Source organism: Francisella sciaenopsi (assembly GCF_045862875.1).
GTDB lineage: Bacteria > Pseudomonadota > Gammaproteobacteria > Francisellales > Francisellaceae > Francisella > Francisella sciaenopsi.
Window position 1 is genome coordinate 268,694 of the sequence record NZ_BTHG01000002.1, and the last position, 21,871, is coordinate 290,564.

Below are 21,871 nucleotides of genomic sequence, written 5' to 3' on the forward strand. Positions count from 1 at the left end.
GTTTTGTAATACATTATGAAAAAAGTAATATCTTTGATGTCATTAATCGTTTTGTCGATTAATTGCTCACAAGCTATAGATAAAAAAATCTTTCTAGTTGGTGGAAATCTCGATGACACATATCCTGCAATATATAATGATATGGCAAACTCAATAGGGTTTCAGTTACATAGAGAAGTATCTTGTGGTAGCTGGAATACAACAAAATGCCCTAAAGTAGCGGTTGTAACATCAGCTGCGGATAATACAAATGCAGCAGAAAGTATAGTATACCCATACTATAAAAAAATATTTGAAGACAATGGCTTTGTGACAGCACATATCAACGCACAGATTGATAATTATAAAACTAACACAGACATTAATACCGAACAAGGTGGGTATAATGCCAAAATCATAGAGCAGGCAGATATTATATTTTTTAATGGTGGTAATCAGACATATCATTCAAGAACATGGTTAAAAGATGATGGATCATATAATTCATTAATGAATGTTTTAGCTCAACGTTATGATGAAGGCGCTTTAATTGTTGGAACATCTGCTGGTATGGCAGTTATGGGGAATATGACTTTTGGTGGAGTCGATGATTCTGCAAAAGATTCTTTTGGTATTTTATATTTTAATCAAAGTCAGGGTCTTGCACAGAAACAAGTAAAAGATGGTAGATTAGATGGTACCAGTTTTGCAGACCAAAGGACTAACTCAAATCCTCAATTAGTTGAAATACAGCATCAGGAAAATGGCGGTAAAATGTTTGGTTTGAATATATTGCCTTATGAAGTTATTACTGATACTCATTTTGGAGATAGAGGGCGTCTTGGTAGACTTATATCAGCTATGAGAGATACTAATAAGCATATAGGTTTAGGAGTTGATCAAGATAATACAGCTTTATTGATATCTATGACAAATAATAATCATTTTAAGGTATCTGCTTTTGGAAAAAACGGTGTCTATATAGTTTCAACTTTTGATGCTGCTTTTGAAGATTCTAAAAGCTTTACTTCTGCAAAAGATATTAGATTAGATTATTTAAGTAATGGAGATGATGCGGTTTTTATTAATAATGACATAAGTATTATTCCTTCAAAAAATAAAAAAAGGATAATAGCTGATATTAAAGATAATATTTATTCTGATGATATATTATCTTCGTACGGAGTGTTTGATATTATTTCATCACTGGTTAAATCAAATCTTAAGTCAGCTATAGGCAGCACTAAAATACCTAAAGAATATCCGGTTAATACACCAGTGTTTGAATTTTTATTTACAAAAGCAGCAAAAGAGTCATATTGTATTATGAGTAATAATAGTTGTTTAAATAATCCAGGTGATTATACTATTGTGAATATGCGCATGGATCTAATACCTAGATTTAATTAAAATGAAATTGGGGATATAATCTGTTTTATTTTTGTCTTTTTCTATTTCCTATCTCAATTATAAAGTAGCTCGCAAGTATTAATGAGCCTCCAATAATAGTTGATAAATATATTTTTTCATCATTGATAAGCTTCCCAAAAATTGTCGCAAAAATAGGCTCGAAAGAAAATATAACCGCAACTTGAGACATGCTTAGGTGTTTTTGATAAGTGTTTTGTAAGTAATAGCAAGTGATTGTTGAAATTGAGCAAAAAACTATAGCGATTATTAAGATATAGTTAAAATGAAGATACATAAACGATGATAGATCTGTTATCAAAGGCATAGGTATTCCAAATGCTACTTGCAGTATTATGAGTAAGCGTAGATCTTTAAAAGCTTCACTGCGATGATCTTTTCTAGTTTCATAGCTAAGATATACCACTGATATAGCATACATCAATGCACATAATGCTGACCAGAGATAACCTATAGTAAAGTTATCAAAACTTGCTCCTGATAATGCGTATATTCCCACTAATGAAACACCAGAAGCAACTATCCCGTAAATTGTTAATCGATCAACCTTAAAAAGACTTCCTATAAAAGGAATCATTATTACACTCAAAGCTGTTAAGAATGCAGAAACACTTGATGAAACGGTGTATAGTCCTTGAGTCTGAAAATAAAAACTTATACCTTCAAGTGAACCAAATATAGCTCCAACTTTTAGTAAGTAGAGCTTATTATTAAACTTAGCTCTTAAAATTAAAGGTAGGAATAATAGGCATGACAACCCGAGTCTAAAAGCTACAAAAAGCCCTGGTGATACATACTCAAGAGAGATCTTAATTAAAGGGAATGTTGTTCCCCAAAGTATAGTCACTATAAAAAGTGCAAATACTGCTTTTCCTTGAATGCTCATCAGTGAATTATACCCTAGATATTGATTCTATTTGTCTTATCAGTCTTTGATTTTTATCAATTGAATTTTGATTATATATTGCTTGGAACATTGAGTCATGTAATTTTTAATAAGCATTGTCAATTTTTGATAATTGAATATCAGTTTTAATAATGTAAGGTTGTTATGAATTTATGTGAAGGGACTAAATATGTCTTATTTTATATATTTTAATTTGATCAGTGATCTGTATTTTTAAATAGTTATAGGAGTTAATTTAAAAGATGAAACTTAAAATATTATCATCAGTAGTGGCGATGTCGCTATCAGGTGTTGCATTTGCAGGAAACTATTCTGAGTATTCACCGGGGAGTAGTTATTCTGCGGGAGATAGAGTAAAGGTAGGTAATACTTTGTATGAGTGTAAACAGTATGCTAGTTGGTGTAGTAGTGCGGGATATGCACCTGGAGGAGTTCATGGTGGTCAGGCATGGGCTGTAGTTCCTAATTCAAACACGAGTGTAGATACTACAACTAAGTCAGAAGCTACAACTTCAGGTAGTACAAGTAGTAATGCTTCAGGTGAGCCAGAGGTGTGGCAGCCTGGAAGAGCCTATGGTAAAGGAGTTATCGTTGTATATAACGGTAAGTTATATAGTTCGAATGATGCTGGAGTTGGAGCATCGCCTGCTGGTTGGGGCTTTACATATGAAGGAGAGGCTGTAGTAGTTAAGTCAGAAGCTGACAAAGCAGAAGCTAATAGGATAGCGAAAGAAGCTACTGACAAAGCAGAAGCTGATAGGATAGCGAAAGAAGCTACTGACAAAGCAGAAGCTGATAGGATAGCGAAAGAAGCTGCTGACAAAGCTGAGGCTGATAGGATAGCGAAAGAAGCTGCTAACAAAGCTAAAGCTGATAGGATAGCGAAAGAAGCTGCTGACAAAGCAGAAGCTGATAGGATAGCGAAAGAAGCTGCTGACAAAGCAGAAGCTGCTAAAAAAACAGACTATCCTGAGTGGGAGTCAGGAAAAGCTTATATTAAAGGTGCTATTGTAACTTACAATGGTAAGTATTATATAGCAAATGGGGCTGGAGAGGGTGCTTCGCCAATAGGATGGGGATTTACAGCTGTAGAGCTTAAAGATTTAGATGTAGATGATTATAAGAGCGAATTCTTAGAACAGTGGAAGGCTAACTATCCATATAAAAGAACGGATGTTGTTGAACATAATGATAAGTATTATATTTGTTTAGACCTAGTAAATTGTAGAATGGTTCCTTATTATTCTGAGCCTGGAGAAGGCCAAGTATGGGGAAGTGCATGGAAACAAGTTGTTAGCAAAAATGCTGTGTTAGCTGTGAAAGTAGAACCAGTAGAAATAGATGCTAAGTATCTAGAAAACACATATATAAAAAATGAGCCAAATACAATTTTGGCAGAAAAAGGCTTAGTAGATAACTCTTGTAATATAGATAGCTACGAGAATACTGGTGGTAATACAGTTATAAAAATGTATTGCAACGATAAAGCAATTAATTTGACTAGATCTAAAATCATAATTAAGGCAAAAGAAGACTTTGGACCTCATATTTCTGCTCAAATACCAGGTGCAGAGACTAGTGTAAAAATTATTGATGGTAGCAAACTGGAAATTACATTTGCGGAAAGTAGTAAAGAGAAAAGTATTCTAGATACAAGAAGAGATAGTCTTGAAATAGCTATTAAAGAGTTAACTACTATTAAGAATGAGTTTGATCTCATTGATGAGATAACATTTGATTCTCCTCAAGCTAGGGATGCTAGAGTAAAAGAGTTAAATGATAGTGCTAACGAGCTTCAGGGTACTGAAGAACATCCAGGGGGAAGAATAGGTCGCTTTAGAGATATGATTAAACTTATGAGCACTGATCTAATCTTAAACCCTAAAACTATTGAAACTGTTGCTATTTATAATGCTAACTTGAATGCTAGTAATATTGAAAGTATAACAGTTGAAGATGCAAAGGATTCCATGACTGTGCCTGTTAAGCCTGTTGAAATTAAATATCCTGACTATATCAAAGAGTTTAATTTCAAGGAAGATGATGCTGTAATGAATAGCGGTATTGTTAAGCTTTTTGCAAACGCTGCAAAAAATGATCCTGCTCTACAAGGCAAAGTAGACACTCATGGAAATGCTTTTGAAAAAGCAAAACGATACTATAATGCTCTTTTTTTCCCAACAAGAGATACGTATAGTATTTTTGTAAATGATGAAAGCGCATATAAAGAGTTTATGGCTAGAAAGAAAAACTGTTATGCTAGAGAAGCATTCACTGCATATAGTGGTTGTGATGTGTACTATTCATTTGAGAATCTAATAGATGCATATAAACTATTAGTCAATAACTATCCTGAGCTACATGACTTGGCAAATACAGAGGATCCAAGATTGAATAAAAGACAATTGGCAGCATTCTTTGCTAATATTGCTCAGGAGACCAATGGTGGAAGTTATGCTTCTAAATTTACAGGTTTACCATATGCAATGACAACGATGGTTGAAACTCCATGTAACCTAATACCAGGATTATGTTCAGGGTATAGTGTTGGTGATCACGGTCAAGAGTTTTATGGTCGTGGAGCAAAGCAACTCTCTTATCCTGAAAATTATATTTTTTATTCTTCAGCAATATTTGGGAATCAGTATATTTTATATAATACACCTGATATTCTTGTACACCCTATAACAACTACGGTTGGTACATATACTAGACCGGGGATGTATGGTTATGCTACAGGTCTTGCATATATGGCATTACGTTATAATGATGGCTGTGAGCGAGGGCTTCAAAACTGTGGTCCAAACAAAGAGTACGAATTTTATGTTAAGCCAAGTATGCTTGAAGGGCTAGATCCTGATTGGGAAAATATAGAGATAACTCAAGGTGGCAACAAAGTAAAAATTGGTAATAAGTTTGGTGAGTCAGGCTTCGGACAGACTATTAATATTATAAATGGCGGTGTAGAGTGTAAAGCTGACGTTCAAGAGCAGAACTTAAATAGAATTTCAGGATATATTGAGATGTTAATGCGACTAAATGCAGGGGTGGATAAGGTTGTTATAACGAAGAAAGATGATGCAGAAGAGGTTATTAACTCAAGAATGCTTCTGAATAACCTTATAAACAATCCTGTTAAATTTGATATCGGAGATCATCAGCATACACCTATTCTTAATAGTTCACCAATCATGGGTTCGGGTGCTAGTGATCTTCGTTCGTATTTAGATCAGATTGCTAAGATTGAGCTTGTGTATAATGATGGCTTCACAGAGCGTCTTGATTGTGTAGGTTATGGTCATTTTGGTTAATAATCTATTTCATTAGTATTTTCTATATAATCTTTTCTTATTATTTAATCTTTGATTTTTTATGTTTAAGTGTCATAAGACTATTTATGATAGAATCTATCTAAACTTTTTAGAAAAACACATAATCATAATATGAAAAAAATAATAGTATCATTATTTTTGCTGATATCTTTTTATTTGTCTTATGCTCAACAGGAAACTAATTCACGAAACTTAAAAGGGCTTCCAGATAAAATAATAGCCGGTGTCTTAGATCTAAGGTATCCAGTATCTGCAAAACAAGTGAATATTAAGCAAGCTCATGATGATGGTTATAATCTATTAATAGTTGGATATTCAAGTATCAAAGATAATCAAATAGGTTTCTTGGATCCTAATACTCGTAAGTTAGAACAGACTCCTATTATATTAAAAGCAAAAGTTGCAGATGCACAAAAAGAAAATATAAAAACTTTAATTAGCATTAATAATGTTGAAGGTATATATGATACTGATGTCAAAATTCAGAGCATCGCAAGAAGTATAGCTGATTTTGTAAGAGTGAATAAGGCTGTAGGTATAGTCTACTCATTTTCAAAATATATAGGGACGGATGGCATAGTAAAAGTTACACAAGAGATAAAAAAGATAGATCCAAGTATTGTGATAGCTATTAATCCTAGTGTAAATCATGGCTTATTAGTTACATCAGCTAATAATAACGATTATTCGAAATTAATTAAGTCAGGAGATGTTGATTATATAATTGTAAAAGAATATGGGAAATTGGGACAAAATAAATCAAGTTATATAGTAGATAGTTATCCAGACATCATTAAAAAAAATGACATCCCAACATCTACGAAGATACTTATAGAAGAGCCAACAACAGCATTAATTGGAGGAGTAAATACTATATATCATCCTGATACTAATGCTACGGACTCTATAAGTACGGTTGAAGCTATTGATAATCTTTTGCCAGAGATACATAAGTTTAAATATAGAGTAAGATTCTCAGGAATGGTTGGTAATTCACTAAATCTTGATTATTCACCGGATAGTTATGGATTACATGATCACAAAGAAGGTGGTTTTGCTAAGCAATTGAAAAATTGTATATATAATAATCAGTGCAAGAAGTCAAAAAATACTCCTCATGCACCTGTGGTTGGAGGTGTGTTGTCATTTCTAGATAGTGATGTATATGAGAATAATTCATCTTCTGCTCAAAAAAGCAACACATCACTAAGTATGCTAATCCCAGAGTATTCAGATTACTGTGAGAAAAATCCTGATATTTGTGTCTATAATATGGTATTTATCTCATATTTTAAAGATTTGAATAAAGAAGGGTTTGTATTTGATTTTAATAATAACTCTGATAAAAATTATGTTCTAGCTGATAAGAAAAATATAAAACGCTTTATTGCGTATATGAATCATCATGGTAAGCGTGTGATACTATCTATGGGCGATGAACACTCTCGTATTGATTGGAGCGAGTTAGATACAGATAAGTTAGCAAGATTTATTGAATATTACGGTTTTGATGGAATTAATTTTGACCTAGATAAAAACACTCCTAAAAATCAAAATGATATCCAAGAAGCAGCAACAAAAATTAAGAGTTTAGTGCAAGCAATTAGATCTAAAGATAGAGACTTTATTTTATCTTTTTCACCAGAATGGCAGTATATCATTTCTCCAATTAACAAGAAGGATATGCAAAATATCTACAATGATGATAGTTATGTGCTTTTGATTAATGCGGTTGGACTAGATAATATTACATACATTTTTTTAGATACATATAGCTTGAAATCACCTTATGCATTCTTCAGTTATGAAAAAAGTGGTGACAAATATAAAGAGGTAAGTCCTTTAAGTAACTATGTTACATTTATATCCTCATTAGCTTGGGCACTAACTACTGATCAAGGTTATGAAGCAAACAAAGATAAATATCTTGGTGATGAAGATATTATGTTGCCTTCTTCTAAACTTGTGTTTTTAGTTGATTCTAAGAAACTAAAGAGTAATCAAGTTAATAAAATAATCGATAAAATAAAGGAAAATAAAGCATCTTTTGATGGTTTTGTACTAGCTAATTTCAAACCTAGTGAAAAAACGGTACTTAGCTATGAAGCATCGAAAGAGCTTATAGATGCTATATATGCTGCAGAATTTCCTAGAATAGTTAATTATAGAAAACCAACAAAACCGGAAACGCGTAAGAAAGCTACTACTATACGTTGGGCTAATGATAAAGACTATATAGATTACCCTGATATGTTAGGTTCATATATATATGGGACAGAAGTTCGCTATTTAGGGCATACTTATAAATGTATAGCAACAGATATAGATATGTGTAACAACCTATCTTATGCGCCTAATAGTAGTTTCTCTTATTTTATATGGGAAGAAGTTGCTCAAGATATCAAACAATCTAGGCTCGGTAACACTGACACTACTCTACAGATTGAGTTAGATAGTACAGAGATAAATTATCCTGATAAGATCGGCACTTATACTGATGAGACGGTTGTCGTATCTGGGAATAAGAAATTTAGATGTATGAGTGGTAAAGAAAAGCTATGTAATAGTCTGAAGTATGATCCTAAGTTGAGTCAAGCATATAAAGCTTGGAAGGATATATCATTAGACAATGTAAAATATAACACTCATGAATTGCCTGTTAATACCTACAGATATCCCGATGGAATTAAATTCTATATGGGAGGGACGCAGGTTTTACATAAGGATGAGATTTATCGTTGTAAAGTTGGGCCTGAATCAGATCTTTGTAGAAATATAACTTATGAGCCTAGTAGTGAGTATGGTTCAGATGTATGGGAAAAAGTTGAAGAGAAGAATTATTCAGATATGGTTTCTAGTTCTAGTACTTATAAATATCCAGATAGTATTGGAGATTATGTTGCAGGCACAGTAGTTAGTCATGATGGTAAAGAATATCTGTGTGAATATGGTAACCTTTCGAAGTTGTGTAAGAGTAAGTATTATACACCTGGTGAGACCAAATCAGCTAAAATTTGGTCAAAAGTTTGATAAGTACTCAAAGAGTTACCTGTATCTAAAATTTAACTTTGCTAGACTTTTTTTGAGTTTAGAAAAATCATGAAATGATAAAAAAATGCAGCTCTTTCCAATTAACTGTGTAAATGCTTGATCGGGTACTATGTTTTAAACATAGTTGTTCATGGGTTATATCATTCTCTTTCTTTAAAATATCTATTTTTATTTCACTCTGTACATTAGTTAGCTATTATGTTTATAATTTCATCTTAAGATAAGTTAAATATTTTCTAGATGAAACAGGTTTCAAAAGTTAAACAATTTGGTGCTATAGCTATTATAGCTGGTACAGCGATAGGCGCTGGCATGCTTGGTATTCCATTTGCAGTAGCAGCAGTAGGGTTTAATTATGCATTAATGGCATTGTTTCTGGTTTGGATCATCATGTATGCGACAGCTTTGTTAATTGTTGAGGCAAATGTTTCACAACCATTAGGTACAGATATGGATTCGATTGCTCATAATATACTAGGCAAGTCTGGTAGAGTGATGAATTTATTATTTTATTTACTGTTATTATACTCACTCCTTACAGCTTATATTTTTATGGGTGGTCAGCTCTTTAAAACTTATATTACTAGCTGGTTTAGCTTTGGTAATGATAGCTTTGCAAAGTTTTTATTTACATTTGTTTTTGGATTTTTTATTTATAAAGGAATTAGAGTTGTATTTAGAGTTAATGAGCTATTTTTAAGTCTAAAAGTTTTAGCTTTTGTGTTATTTATATCTTTTGTAGCTCCACAAATACGTCCAGCTGTACTAGAGAGTAGAGCGCTAGGTGTTGAGTATGTTTGGTTTTCTATCCCAATACTTGTAACATCTTTTGGATTTCATATTGTGATTCCTGCGATTAGGAACTATTTTGAAAATGATATTGTATTTAAAAGAACAGTAGCAATTGGAGCATTAGCACCACTAATTGTTTATCTAGTTTGGGTTATGGCAACTTTAGGTACTATAAATCTATATGGGAGTAATGGCTTTATTGATCTTAGTCATTCTGGTAAAACACTAGCAGAAGCTTATGTGAGTTTAGGGCAAAGAGCTCCATTAGTATTTATTAGACTTTTTGAGAACTTTGCAATTATTACATCTTTTCTTGGTGTTGCATTGGCATTATTTTCATTTAATCAGGATTTATATGCGCTAAATTCTAGAAGAAAATTAATCACTTTAATTATAACGTTAGTACCTCCGTTGTTTTTTGCAATATACTTTGTTAACAGCTTTATAGCTGCTTTGGGATATGCAAGTATTTTTGTATCTGTACTTTTAATTGTACAACCTGCACTAATGGTTTGGGTTATAAGGTCTAGGCAAGGTCAAAATAGTATTATTAGTAAGTTTTATTTATCTTTGATATTATTCTGTGGTGTAGGTATTATTGCATTGCAATTATTGGTAGCGTTTGGTAGATTACCACATATATGATTTCATTAACTTCTAAATCTTTTACATTTCTATGAAAAAACCTAGCTTTGATTTAAAAAAAAGACCATATGATAGTGGTAGTTATCAATTTGAAAATAGCTATAAGAGCCCTAACGCTGAGGAATTTAGCCTTGATAAACTTAAGCAGTTTCCAGCTGAGATGGTCGAGATATTTAACCTAATACAAGCTGTTCGTTATGATAGAATAGCTCTACAAGAAGAATATAATAAGTGTAGACTAAAATTAAATAACGATAGAATGGATCTTGAGTTTGAAATTATAAAAATAAAAAAGCAGTATAATGCTAAGATATCTGCTTTGCAGGAAGAGTATAATTCGGTAAAATCTAATTATAATATTGAACTAGCAAAGATGAGAGAAAGCTAATAATACAAAGTTAGTCGGACAGTCGCACTTTTTATAAGTGAGGAAAGTCCGGGCTTTATAGAGCAAGATGCCAGATAACGTCTGGGAGGCGTGAGCCTACGGAAAGTGCAACAGAAAATAAACCGCCTTTTTTTTACAAAAAGGTAAGGGTGAAAAGGTGTGGTAAGAGCACACCGCATTGGTGGTAACACTCAATGGCATTGTAAACCCCATCTAAAGCAAGACCAAATAGCGCTACGAAAATGTTGCTCGCATTGTAGCAGGGTAGGTCGCTTGAGCTTGTTGGTGACAACAGGCCTAGATAAATGACTGTCTATTACAGAACCCGGCTTATAGACTAACTTTGTATTTTTTTATAAAAAAAGTGGGAAATTATGCAAGTTATTGACTCTAAACTTTTGGATAGCGATGGTCAGATAAAAGATGACCTTTTGATATCCGAGCTTAAAAGTTTTTATACTAGCGATAAGTTTGAGATTATAGCAGCAGCGTTAGAACTTTTAAAAAGTAAGAGTGCTGAATCAGTACGTCATCCAACAGGAATAAGCTCGTTTTTATATGCTATCGAGATGGCATATGTTCTTTTCAAAATCAAAGCAGATGAAGAATCGGTATCAGCTGGTATTTTATATGAGCTATATAATTTTGGTGATATATCCGATGAAGATGTAGAGAAAGCAACCAATCAGACGGTGGTTAAGATTTTGCAAGGTACACGCAAAATGTCAGCTATCAGAATGTATCGTTCCGATAATATTTCACTTGAGCAGATCGATACTTTTAGGAAAATGCTTTTGACGATTATAGAAGATGTCAGAATTGTTTTAATTAAAATAGTTGATAAGCTATGTACTATCCGTCATTTAAAGTCTCTAAATACTAACACCCAAAGAGTTATAGCTAGAGAAACACTAGATATCTATGCACCATTAGCAAATAGACTTGGCTTAGGAGCTGTTAAATGGGAGCTTGAAGATAGAGCCTTTTTCTTTTTAGAACAGGAAGAATACAAAAAAATAGCCAAAAGTTTAGGTTTTACACGTAAAGAAAGAGAAGAGTTTCTTAATCAAGTTATTGAAGAGTTAAAACAAATACTTAGAAAGTATAATCTAGATGCAGGTGTTCAAGGTAGAGTTAAACACATATATAGTATATACAAAAAGTTTAAAAATAAAGGCTATCAAAATATCAATGATCTTTATGATATTACTGCTGTTAGAGTTATAACAAACAATATAGATGAATGTTATAAAGTATTAGCTGAAGTTAATAACCTATATTTACCTATTCCAGAGGAGTTTAGTGATTATATAGCTAATCCAAAGCCTAACGGTTATAAGTCTATACATACTGTGGTCAGGGCTGGTGAACAAAATATTGAAGTCCAAATTAGAACTCATAAAATGCATGAAGAATCAGAGCTTGGCTTTGCTGCGCATTGGCGTTATAAGGAAGGTGTGAGGTTTGATGCATCATACGAGGCAAGAGTGGCATGGTTGAGATCTCTTCTTGAGTGGGAAAAAGAAATCAATGAAGATGATAGCCAAATTACTAAAGAACTAAGTAAGAGACTTTATGTATTCACACCTGCTAATGAATTAATAGATTTAGCTGAAGAATCGACGGTTTTGGATTTTGCATACTCTGTACATACAATGGTTGGTCATCGTACAAAAGGTGTAAAATTAAATGGTAAGATTGTTCCGTTAACAACTAAACTAAAAACAGGAGATAAGGTCGAAGTTCTAACTGGGAAAGAGCCAAATCCTAGCAAAGACTGGGCTTCTGAGAGTTTAGGATATTTAACCTCTGCTAGAAATAGATCTAGGGTAACAAAGTGGTTTAATGAGCAAAATAAAGAAGATAATATTGTTTTAGGAAAAGATAGGCTTCTTAAAGAATTAAGAGGTTATGATCTTAAAGAAGTCGATTTTGTAGAAGTTGCTAATAAGTTTAATATGAAAAGCAGTGATAGCTTATTTGTTGCTGTTGAGAACGGTACTGTTAGGATTAATAGTATTGTTAATCATATACTTGATACATATTCAGCTGAAGAAAAGCTTGTCAAAAAACAAAATCGAGTAACTACTGCTAAAGCCAAAACTCCTAAAGTTTTAGTATCCGGATTTAATGGTATGAAGTATGAAATGGCTAAATGTTGTCAGCCTGTTTATCCAGATGAAATTCAAGGATATATGAGTGTTTCAAAGGGTGTTGTTATACATACATCAAACTGCCCTAATTTGAGTCACTTAAAAGAAAAAAGTCCTGAGAAATTTATAGAAGTCAATTGGGATGAGTAGAGTAGACGTAAAATTAATTATCTTCCAGCATAGTTTCCTGTGTTTTTAGATTGTTGTAACCAACCATTTTTGATATAAAAAGTTACTTCATTTATCGATTTAATTTCATTCCCAGCAGATGTCTGTCCCGCTATAGTCAGTTTATTCTCTCCAGGAGTTGGTCTAGCAATTTTCCACTGACCATCTTCAAATGTCGCTGGCATAACTGTGCCATTAACTATAAAAGTTGGCTTGTCATCAGCAGATATGGCAGGATTCGTTGATACGGCTAGCTTATCTTCTTTAGTGAAAATATTAGCATCGTTAGCTGGAGATGTTATTTGTACATTTAGATCTCCAGTTCCTTGATTTTCATCCAATACTTCTTTATTTTTTTCAGCCAGACTAAAGTTATTTAGTTTAGAGATATCGCTTTGCTTAATTTCAACGGGTTGATTTGAAATCATATCTTGGCTAGCTTTGGTATCAACAACTGTAGGTTGACCAACCTCGATAATGTTATAATCAGTGCCATCGGTAGGCTTTTCTTCTGAAAATACAACATTACCATTTTCTGAGCGCCATGAGTAAATAGTTGGGTTAGCTGCTTGGACAAAAGATATAAACGTGAAAGATGTTATAAGGAAAAGTAAGATAATTTTATGAAAATTGGACATTATTAAATTCTCAAATTTTTAACTATCTTCAAGTATATATAAAATTAATAATAATCAAAAGCCTAGATATGTTAATTTATCTACCTAAAACCTGACGTCTATAGAATTCTGAGTCACTTGATGTAATGATTTTATGATCCTTGGTGCTACCTCTAACAGAAATTGTTACAGGTCCAGGATTTGGTCTATTGATTTTCCAAACGCCATTTTGAAAGTGAGCAGGATAAGGTATACCATTTATTATGAATATGGGATGATCTTCAGCTGTCAAAGCGGGCTCCAGAATTATTGGTAATTTCTCATTATGTACAAAACGATTTTCTCCATTAGCTGGTGAGATTATTTTTACTTTAATTACTTCTGAATTTCTACCGTTTTGCTGTTGAGTATCTTGTTGTGTATTATGAGCACCTAAATATAAGTTATTCTGTTTTAGTGAAGCAAGTTGTTGTTCTACAGGAGATTTTTGTTGTATTTGATTTTTATGAACTACACCGACTTTTTCGTATTCTTGATCGAACATCGGGGCTGTTTGTGAGAATACTACATTACCCTTAGAGTCTCTCCATGTATATACATTGTCATCTTGGTTTGCGTATAAAACATTAGTGACAATGCTCAGTAATAATATTTTGTATATATACTTCAAATAAATCATAAAACAGATATCTTAAAACTTTATATTTACAATTATATATGTTTATACTACATCAATTAAGGATAAATTTAGGTTTCTATTATGATTACATTGGATTATGTGATTTATGATTGTATAGCTAATGCGTGTTTACTTGGGTTTGCAATTTTACTGTATAAGAAAAACAAGTATGCTTGGATGTTTGTGTTAGCTAGTCTGATTATAAAAGTTTTTATTTATGGTAAATATGGGATTACAACCGCATCTATTTATTTGTCGGCACAGATATTAACAACTGTAGTTGCTGGATATATTTGGCTCAAACAATCTAACTATACCAAACCAACTCAAAAAGTAAGATTGCTAGCAATAGTTGCTAGTTTGATCGTCTTGTTATTATGGGTTGGTGTGATGTATAAATATGTCAATCCATATATACTTGATTACGAGTTATTATTTGGCTTTGATTATCTATGCTACATGCTGATTGTAATAGGAGCTATATTTGTTGCATTTAGGTTGGCCATAGGGTTATTATTTTTTTCTGTAGTGTTCATTAGCTATGCTGTTAATTATGCAAACTCTGCGATGGTTATTAGCAATGCGCCTCAGAATATAAGAGATTTTATTCCATATTATTGGATATCAGCTGTACTTTTGTTCATGGCTGGAATCATCATAGTAGCAGCATACACAAATGCTAAGAGAAATATTTGATACAGTTATAGACTATATACATCAAACCTATTCGTTTTACCTTTAAGTTGAGATGTTGGTTTTTTGCCATAAAGAAAATCAGCATTAATAGGTCTTTTTACAACAGCTTTTTTGGTTTTTTTTGATAAGATAATATTCTTGAGTAAATTTGAGTTAGATTCATCGTTATTAAAAGCAATATCGTGTAAGACTTGCATTCCCTGTTTGACTTTAGCGCTTTTGTTACGTGGTGGAAACATTGGGTCTATATATATACAGTCAAAAGAAATATTAGTAGTATTTATATATTCATTAGCATCTATATTAATCAAGTCTATTTGATTGGCAATGTCTTTTAAGTTAAGAGTTTGTCTTGCTCTATGAAGTGCATCTACGAGTAATATGTAAATATAGGAATCTTTCTCTAGTGAAGTCAATCTATGTCCTCTAGCTGCTAGTGTAAATGTATCTCTGCCGAGACCAGTTGTTGTATCTAGAATATTTAGTTTGTCTTTTGAGCGACCCTCAACTGCTTGGACAATACTGCATTTTTTAGTTTTAGGATCTATCCTATTTAGAATTTCGCTACTATTAAAATCTATAAATAGCTCTTTATCTTTGTAATGTAGTTTTAGGATATTATCCTCGACATATAAGTACTTATTATCTTGGTTTGATAAAATATATTCAAACTCAATATCTATAATATTCTCAATATGAGATCTTACTGCTAAGTTGTAAATATTCATGATTTTTTTTTCGCTCTGGGGTGTGCTTTATCAAAAACACTTGCAAGTTGCTGAAAGTTTAGATGAGTATAAATTTGCGTGCTAGAAATATCTGCGTGACCAAGTAAATCTTTTACAGCAAGTAAGTCTTTAGATGAATCTAAAACATGAGTAGCAAAAGAGTGGCGTAACATATGTGGATGTATGTGTTTAGTTGCATATTTTTGAGCAAATATTTCAATCCGTTTTTGGACAGATCTATTTGTTAAATGCTCACCATTTTGTGAGATGAAGAGATAGTTACATTTTGGGCTATAAGTATCTCGAATATTTAGCCATTTATTTAAATTTGTTAGTGTCTTACTGCCAAAATATACAATCCTCTCTTTGTTGCCTTTACCTATGACACGTATACTCTTTTGATTTATATTTATGTCTTTTAGTTCTATTGAAGATAATTCGCTAAGTCTTATTCCACAGCTATATAAAAGATCAAAGCATGCGATATCACGAGTTTCGATATTATTGCTTGGTTTGATATCTAATAAATAGGCTAGCTCATCTGTATTTACAGCTTTAGGTAGTTTTTTACTACTCTTAGGTGCCTTGATACCAGTTGTAGGATTATTTTTTATTAACTCACTATTTATCAGAAAATTAAAAAAACTTCTTAAAGAACTCAGTTTGCGTTGTAATGTTTTTGATGAGTTTCCTTGGGCATGAAGCTTTTTAACCCACATTAAAATATCATTATTTTCAAGTTTTGTTATATCTTTATCAACTATTGAACTATTTAACTGGAGTAAATCTCTGCGATAATTATTTATAGTTTCTTGAGAGTAATTTTTTAGGTAAAGTAAATTATCAAGGAAATTATCAATATGTTCTATATTTGTCATTATCTAAATTACAGAACTACACACAATATTACTATTACACCAGAAACTAGAGAAATTAGCCATAAGCTTTTGTAGGTTGATATCTTATAGTTAAAGCTCTCGCCAAGACTATTTATCTTAAACGCCATAAGAGCCGGCATAATCATCAATAAGACAGCAATCGATAGGCCAACGCATGTCATGGCATAAATAAATATATTAGGATCCATTTGGTTTATTATTAGTGGAATGGCAAAAGTTAGAATTGTTGCTATTGAGTATCCAATAACTTTTTTTGTTTTATATAACTTATATGTGTCTAAGTTAAAGTGAAATAAAGATAAGTTAACACTTAAAAATGATGTCATAATAGCCACATAAGTAAAGATATGCAGTACTGCATCTGTTGTCGGAGTTCTTACCTTGCTTCCTAAGGTTTTTAGAATATCACCGATGTTAGCTTTATCAACTGGAATGTGATTAAATATCGAATCCATGAAGCTTACAGGACCGTGTAGTGGTAGTACACCTAAGATAGTAAATACCCATATAATATATAGTATAAGCGGTATGATACTGCCGATAATAACTATGCGTTTCATATCTTTAGCATTTTTGCCAAGATAGTCAGACAAGGCAGGGACTATAATATGAGATGTAAAAGATGTTGTAAAAACAGGAATTGCGATAATTAACGAAACTCCCAAATCAACTGGAGTTACAAAAAGATTTGGAACTTCGATATAACTATTAAATACAACACATAAAATTACTAATACGAGTATTTTTAGGATTATAAAAAATCTATTAGCATAATCGACAAATCTTGTTCCTAAAACTACGATACTTCCAAAAATGACTACAAAGATCAACGATGATGTTTTTTCATCAAGATTAGGGAAGGATGAGGATAATGATGATGCAGCAGCTGAGATATAAGCGGTACTAATAAAATACATAAGTACTAAAAAAGCTATACTTGCTACTATGCCTCCACCTTTACCAAGATATTTCTCTGCTATAGTTTTAAAACTACTGCCATAAGGCATTGAGCAAGAAATGTCTGAGATAACGACAGCGGTGTAAGTCATTATGCTCCAGACTAAGAATATGAGAATAGAGCCTATCACAAAACCAAGTTTAGCGGTTATGATAGGGAGTGCTAGTATACCGCCACCTATCATAGTACCTACTATGATCATTATTGATCCTAAAATTTTGATGAAGCTATTCTGTCGATTATTCATATTTATTCTTAACTTAGTGTGCTGGCTGTTGAGATTGATTTGCTTTTTTTTGCATATATATGGCATCAAAGTTAATTGGTGCTAGATTAAGAGGTAAAAAACCTCCTTTAATTATCGAAGAATCAATAACTCTTTTTGCGTAAGGGAAAAGAGTATTAGCACAGTAGGTGTTAAGCACTGATTCTACTTGTTCTTCATTCATGCCAGTAATCGTAAATATACCTGATTGAGTAACCTCAGCTATGTACGCATTTGCTTGCTTGTTTTTTGTGGTTATCGTGATTGTCAAATCAAGCTCAAAATTTTCATCATTAATTTTTTTTGTATTAATATCAATATTGAAATCTGAGCTGGGATCCCACTGATCTTTAAAACAAGCAGGAGAGTTTACAGTTTCGAATGAAACATCCTTTGTATATACTTTTTGAATTAAAAAAGAAGGTTGATTTTCATTGTTTTGCATTGTTTTTCCTAAGACTTTACAAATTCATATCTAAAAAATTATAGCAAATTGAAAAGGTTTATATAACTAAATTAGAGCTTTTTTAGCTCAAAGAGTATATTTAAAGCCTCAATTGGCGTTATTGAGTTGATATCTATTGTTTCAAGTCGCTCTTTAATATGATTTTTTTGTATAGTTGTTTGATCAAGCTGGAGATTTTGTTGGGGTTGATCTGAGATATTTAATTTAGCTTGTCCTTTTTCTAAATTAGCTAGATTTTTCTTTGCTGATTCTAAGACATCTTTTGAGATACCAGCTAACTTAGCTACTTGAATACCATAGGATTTTTTAGCCGCACCAGCGACTGCTTTGTGCATGAAATAGATATTATCCTTATATTCTTTAGCTTCAAAATGAATATTCTTTGTATTTGGATATTGATTAACTAACTCTGTAAGCTCAAAGTAGTGCGTGGCAAAAAGAGTAAATGCACCAATTTTTGCAAATTTTTCTGCACAAGCTTTTGCAAGTGATAAGCCATCAAAAGTGCTTGTTCCTCTACCAATTTCATCCATGATTACTAGAGACTTTTGAGTAGCATTGTTAAGAATGTAAGCTGTTTCAGTCATTTCAACCATGAATGTGGATCTACCACTAGATATGTCGTCTGAGGCACCAATCCGAGTATATATGGTGTCTATATCGTAAATATCCGCATAGTTAGCCGGCACATATGAGCCTATATATACTAGAAAGATAAGTTGGGCAACTTGACGCATATATGTGGATTTACCACCCATGTTAGGTCCAGTGATTATTTCTAATGTATAAGTGTCTGTACTTAATAAGGTATCATTGGGTATAAAAGGTTCATCAATATTTTGCTCGATCGCTAGATGGCGAACCTCTTTTATATCTAACTTGCCAGTTTTATTGAATTTAGGTTGATTTAGGTTTAGCTTGATAGCTCTTTCTGCAAAGTTTGCTAAGACATCTATTTTTGCGATACTGGCCGCAGTTTGTTGAATTTGAGAGTAGTATTCTAAGACTTTATTCAATAGGGTATCGTAGATAAGCTTTTCTCTAGCTAAAGCTTTTTCTTTTGCTGAGAGAATCTTATCTTCAAAAGCTTTTAGCTCGTCAGTAATATAGCGCTCACTAGCTTTTAATGTTTGGCGTCTGATATACTCCGCTGGGACTTTGTCAGCATATTGTTTCGAAAGTTCAATGTAATAACCATGTACACGGTTATAACCAACTTTTAGTGTATTAATCCCTGTTTTTTGTTTTTGTAGAGTTTCAAATTTTAATAAAAAATCGTAAGAGTTATCTTTCAGTCCTCTTAACTCATCAAGCTCCTGGTCGAAACCATGTTTTATGACGCCACCATCACGAATGGTCACTGGAGGATTATCTACAATAGCCTTGTTTAGTAGCTCTGTTAGTTCATCAATTTGATGGATGTGTTTATTTATATTTATAATTTCAGAGGTATTTATTTCTTTAAGTAGATTCTTGAGTTTAGGTAGTTGCTCGAGAGAGCTATTAAGAGATACTAGATCTTTAGGTTTTACTGTTCCTAGAGCAACGCGAGAAATTATCCTTTCAATGTCATTTATATAAGACAGAATATCCTGAACTTTTAAGAAATGGTGTTGTTCCTTTAATGCTTTTATAACGTTATGACGCAAAGAAATTTTATTTAGATCCCTTGTAGGATTTTTGAAGTATCTTCTTAGAAGTCTGCTACCTAAACTAGTTTTACATTTATCCATTATGTTTAGAAGACTACTTTTTGAATTATTATCTAGCTCTAAATTATTTCTGCTATTAATGTCTATATTTAGTATGTTTTGATCTTCATCTAGATGGATGTCTGAAATGTGTTTAGGAATACTTTTTAATGTATTTGTTAAATAAGCAAGTATTGATCCGATGGCTGTTAGTTGTTCTTTTTTGTATGCGTTTAGAATGTTATTTGCAAAACTGTTATCAAAGGTGTCTATTATATGCTTTTTTGCCTCAAAATTACTAAAATACCATTCTTCCAAAACTTTTACTGGTTTGTTGAAAATATTCTTTTCTACAAGGCTATTAGAGTTTGTAATTATCTCTTGAGGAGAGAGCTTTAATATCTGATTTTTTAGATCAGATAAATTTTTCATTGTATTTACAAGATAAATTTTGCCTTGAGTATAGCTAGTATATGCAATGTGATATTTATTGTTTTTTTCATAGATACTTACGAGAATGCTATCTTGGTTGCTATCTAAGAAGGCTTCTTCTGAAACAGTTGCTGGAGTTATTATGCGTGTAACTTGTCGTTCAACTGGGCCTTTTGAAGTGCTTGGATCTCCTATTTGCTCGCATATTGCAACTGATAATCCTTTTTTGACAATTTTAGCGATGTAGCCTTCTGCAGCGTGATATGGCACACCGGCCATTGGTATTGAATCGCCATTTGATTTTCCTCGAGCAGTGAGAGTTATATCTAGTAGCTCTGCAGCATTTTTTGCATCATCAAAAAAAAGCTCATAAAAGTCACCCATTCGATAAAACAGTAATATATCCGGATATTGAGATTTAATTTTCAAATACTGCTGTATCATTGGTGTGTGATTTGAAACTTCTTGCATAGTGGTTAATATTCTAGATTTTAAAAAAATTATGTTTGAGATTATATTATAAATAGATACTATAACAAACCTTCAAAATCATTGGTTGTAGCTTTTTTATTTTGCTAAAATACTTTAGAATATAAAGTAGCTATTTTTATGAATTGATTTGAATTTGAGAGGAGAATTAAATGAACTATTTAGACTTTGAGTCAAAGATAAAGGAAATTGAAGACAAGATTACCTCATTATCTCACGTATATGAAGATGAAAAAACGGAAGCTGAAATCAAAAAACTTGGTAAACAAAGACTTGAGCTTATGGAGTCTACTTATTCTAAACTTAGTGACTGGCAAGTAGTTCAATTATCACGCCATCCGGATAGACCTTATTTTAAAGATTTACTATCATTAGTCTTTACGGATTTTCAAGAGCTACATGGCGATAGAGCATTTGGTGATGATTTGGCTGTTATTGGTGGTTTAGCAAAATTGAATAACAAACCTGTTATGGTTATAGGACAAGAAAAAGGTCGTGATACCAAAAGTAAGATTAAACATAATTTTGGTATGATGCATCCTGAAGGCTACCGTAAGGCTTTGAGATTGATGAAATTAGCCGAAAAATTCAATATGCCAATCGTTACTTTTATTGATACTCCAGGTGCGTACCCAGGTATCAAAGCTGAAGAGCGTGGTCAAAGTGAAGCAATTGCAAGAAACTTACTTGAGATGAGTGCACTTAAAGTACCAGTGGTTTGTATTGTGATTGGTGAAGGTTGTTCTGGTGGAGCATTAGGTATAGGTGTGGGTGATAGATTACTTATGCTTCAGTATAGTTACTTTGCTACTATCTCTCCAGAAGGGTGTGCTTCAATTCTACACAAGACAGCTGAAAAAGCATCTGAAGTTACACAAATGATGAATATAACATCTGGACGCCTTAAAGAGCTAGAGATAGTTGATGCAGTTATACCAGAGCCTTTAGGTGGAGCACACAGAGACTATGATACAACAGCTGCAAATATCAGAAAAGCAGTTGCTGCTGAATTGAAAGTGTTGTCAGAGATGACAGTAGATGAGAGAAATGCTAAAAGATATGATAAGTTAATGTCTTTCGGAAGATTCAAAGAAGCATAATTTTCTCA

At 32.5% G+C, this 21,871-nt stretch carries 16 protein-coding genes and 1 other RNA gene; 9 read left to right on the forward strand and 8 right to left on the reverse strand.

The window, feature by feature from the left end:
• Positions 1–15 precede the first annotated feature (15 nt).
• Positions 16–1,389: a cyanophycinase gene (locus ACKTR7_RS03825; protein ID WP_407877090.1), complete on the forward strand. Its 1,374-nt coding sequence runs from the start codon at positions 16–18 to the stop codon at positions 1,387–1,389.
• Between the two features lie 25 nt (positions 1,390–1,414).
• Here the strand turns inward: ACKTR7_RS03825 and ACKTR7_RS03830 are convergent, their stop codons facing one another.
• A complete protein-coding gene (locus ACKTR7_RS03830; protein WP_407877091.1) occupies positions 1,415–2,293 on the reverse strand; it encodes a DMT family transporter in 879 nt (292 codons plus the stop codon).
• Positions 2,294–2,556: 263 nt separating this feature from the next.
• Between ACKTR7_RS03830 and ACKTR7_RS03835 the strand changes: the two genes are divergently transcribed.
• The 6 genes from ACKTR7_RS03835 (at position 2,557) to ACKTR7_RS03860 (ending at position 12,825) form a co-directional block, all read left to right on the forward strand.
• Positions 2,557–5,625, forward strand: coding sequence for a glycoside hydrolase family 19 protein (locus ACKTR7_RS03835; protein ID WP_407877092.1), 3,069 nt, complete (start codon positions 2,557–2,559; stop codon positions 5,623–5,625).
• 132 nt (positions 5,626–5,757) lie between these two features.
• The gene (locus ACKTR7_RS03840) at positions 5,758–8,676 is read left to right on the forward strand and encodes a glycoside hydrolase family 18 protein (RefSeq protein ID WP_407877093.1); all 2,919 of its coding nucleotides are present in this window, start codon (positions 5,758–5,760) and stop codon (positions 8,674–8,676) included.
• Between the two features lie 261 nt (positions 8,677–8,937).
• On the forward strand, positions 8,938–10,134 hold the full coding sequence (locus ACKTR7_RS03845; protein ID WP_407877094.1) for an amino acid permease: 1,197 nt from the start codon (positions 8,938–8,940) through the stop codon (positions 10,132–10,134).
• A gap of 31 nt (positions 10,135–10,165) precedes the next feature.
• Entirely contained in the window at positions 10,166–10,522 is a 357-nt protein-coding gene (locus ACKTR7_RS03850; RefSeq protein ID WP_407877095.1) for a hypothetical protein, read from the forward strand.
• A gap of 6 nt (positions 10,523–10,528) precedes the next feature.
• Positions 10,529–10,871: RNase P RNA component class A (rnpB, locus tag ACKTR7_RS03855), an RNA gene on the forward strand.
• 25 nt (positions 10,872–10,896) lie between these two features.
• On the forward strand, positions 10,897–12,825 hold the full coding sequence (locus tag ACKTR7_RS03860) for a RelA/SpoT family protein (protein WP_407877096.1): 1,929 nt from the start codon (positions 10,897–10,899) through the stop codon (positions 12,823–12,825).
• Between the two features lie 17 nt (positions 12,826–12,842).
• Here ACKTR7_RS03860 and ACKTR7_RS03865 read toward each other — a convergent pair whose 3' ends face one another.
• Together ACKTR7_RS03865 and ACKTR7_RS03870 are read right to left on the reverse strand one after the other, a co-directional pair.
• Complete coding sequence (locus ACKTR7_RS03865) at positions 12,843–13,481, reverse strand: DUF4124 domain-containing protein (protein ID WP_407877097.1); 639 nt, start codon at positions 13,479–13,481, stop codon at positions 12,843–12,845.
• 76 nt (positions 13,482–13,557) lie between these two features.
• Positions 13,558–14,139, reverse strand: coding sequence for a DUF4124 domain-containing protein (locus ACKTR7_RS03870; RefSeq protein ID WP_407877098.1), 582 nt, complete (start codon positions 14,137–14,139; stop codon positions 13,558–13,560).
• 81 nt (positions 14,140–14,220) lie between these two features.
• On the opposite strand from ACKTR7_RS03870, the gene ACKTR7_RS03875 reads away from it, so the two are divergent.
• Positions 14,221–14,835 (forward strand): hypothetical protein, encoded by a 615-nt coding sequence (locus tag ACKTR7_RS03875; protein WP_407877099.1) that lies wholly within the window; start codon positions 14,221–14,223, stop codon positions 14,833–14,835.
• Positions 14,836–14,840: 5 nt separating this feature from the next.
• Here ACKTR7_RS03875 and ACKTR7_RS03880 read toward each other — a convergent pair whose 3' ends face one another.
• The 5 genes from ACKTR7_RS03880 to mutS form a co-directional block, all read right to left on the reverse strand.
• Positions 14,841–15,563, reverse strand: coding sequence for a class I SAM-dependent methyltransferase (locus tag ACKTR7_RS03880; protein WP_407877100.1), 723 nt, complete (start codon positions 15,561–15,563; stop codon positions 14,841–14,843).
• Positions 15,560–16,441, reverse strand: a complete 882-nt coding sequence (gene xerA / locus ACKTR7_RS03885) for a site-specific tyrosine recombinase/integron integrase (RefSeq protein WP_407877101.1) — start codon at positions 16,439–16,441, stop codon at positions 15,560–15,562. The genes ACKTR7_RS03880 and xerA overlap by 4 nt, the downstream gene beginning before the upstream one ends.
• 8 nt (positions 16,442–16,449) lie before the next feature.
• A complete protein-coding gene (locus ACKTR7_RS03890) occupies positions 16,450–17,667 on the reverse strand; it encodes an amino acid permease (RefSeq protein WP_407877102.1) in 1,218 nt (405 codons plus the stop codon).
• Positions 17,668–17,680: 13 nt separating this feature from the next.
• Positions 17,681–18,130, reverse strand: a complete 450-nt coding sequence (gene secB / locus ACKTR7_RS03895) for a protein-export chaperone SecB (protein WP_407877103.1) — start codon at positions 18,128–18,130, stop codon at positions 17,681–17,683.
• A gap of 71 nt (positions 18,131–18,201) precedes the next feature.
• Positions 18,202–20,745, reverse strand: a complete 2,544-nt coding sequence (gene mutS, locus ACKTR7_RS03900) for a DNA mismatch repair protein MutS (protein WP_407877104.1) — start codon at positions 20,743–20,745, stop codon at positions 18,202–18,204.
• A gap of 170 nt (positions 20,746–20,915) precedes the next feature.
• Here mutS and ACKTR7_RS03905 point away from each other — a divergent pair, with 170 nt between their 5' ends.
• A complete protein-coding gene (locus ACKTR7_RS03905) occupies positions 20,916–21,863 on the forward strand; it encodes an acetyl-CoA carboxylase carboxyltransferase subunit alpha (protein WP_407877105.1) in 948 nt (315 codons plus the stop codon).
• Positions 21,864–21,871: the final 8 nt, after the last annotated feature.

Coding starts and splice junctions, on each gene's coding strand:
- ACKTR7_RS03890 (WP_407877102.1), bottom strand. CDS start 17,667: ATGAATAATCGACAGAATAGCTTCATCAAAATTTTAGGATCAATAATG.
- ACKTR7_RS03905 (WP_407877105.1), top strand. CDS start 20,916: ATGAACTATTTAGACTTTGAGTCAAAGATAAAGGAAATTGAAGACAAG.
- ACKTR7_RS03880 (WP_407877100.1), bottom strand. CDS start 15,563: ATGAATATTTACAACTTAGCAGTAAGATCTCATATTGAGAATATTATA.
- ACKTR7_RS03825 (WP_407877090.1), top strand. CDS start 16: ATGAAAAAAGTAATATCTTTGATGTCATTAATCGTTTTGTCGATTAAT.
- ACKTR7_RS03830 (WP_407877091.1), bottom strand. CDS start 2,293: ATGAGCATTCAAGGAAAAGCAGTATTTGCACTTTTTATAGTGACTATA.
- ACKTR7_RS03835 (WP_407877092.1), top strand. CDS start 2,557: ATGAAACTTAAAATATTATCATCAGTAGTGGCGATGTCGCTATCAGGT.
- ACKTR7_RS03850 (WP_407877095.1), top strand. CDS start 10,166: ATGAAAAAACCTAGCTTTGATTTAAAAAAAAGACCATATGATAGTGGT.
- xerA (WP_407877101.1), bottom strand. CDS start 16,441: ATGACAAATATAGAACATATTGATAATTTCCTTGATAATTTACTTTAC.
- ACKTR7_RS03840 (WP_407877093.1), top strand. CDS start 5,758: ATGAAAAAAATAATAGTATCATTATTTTTGCTGATATCTTTTTATTTG.
- secB (WP_407877103.1), bottom strand. CDS start 18,130: ATGCAAAACAATGAAAATCAACCTTCTTTTTTAATTCAAAAAGTATAT.
- ACKTR7_RS03860 (WP_407877096.1), top strand. CDS start 10,897: ATGCAAGTTATTGACTCTAAACTTTTGGATAGCGATGGTCAGATAAAA.
- ACKTR7_RS03845 (WP_407877094.1), top strand. CDS start 8,938: ATGAAACAGGTTTCAAAAGTTAAACAATTTGGTGCTATAGCTATTATA.
- mutS (WP_407877104.1), bottom strand. CDS start 20,745: ATGCAAGAAGTTTCAAATCACACACCAATGATACAGCAGTATTTGAAA.
- ACKTR7_RS03875 (WP_407877099.1), top strand. CDS start 14,221: ATGATTACATTGGATTATGTGATTTATGATTGTATAGCTAATGCGTGT.
- ACKTR7_RS03870 (WP_407877098.1), bottom strand. CDS start 14,139: ATGATTTATTTGAAGTATATATACAAAATATTATTACTGAGCATTGTC.
- ACKTR7_RS03865 (WP_407877097.1), bottom strand. CDS start 13,481: ATGTCCAATTTTCATAAAATTATCTTACTTTTCCTTATAACATCTTTC.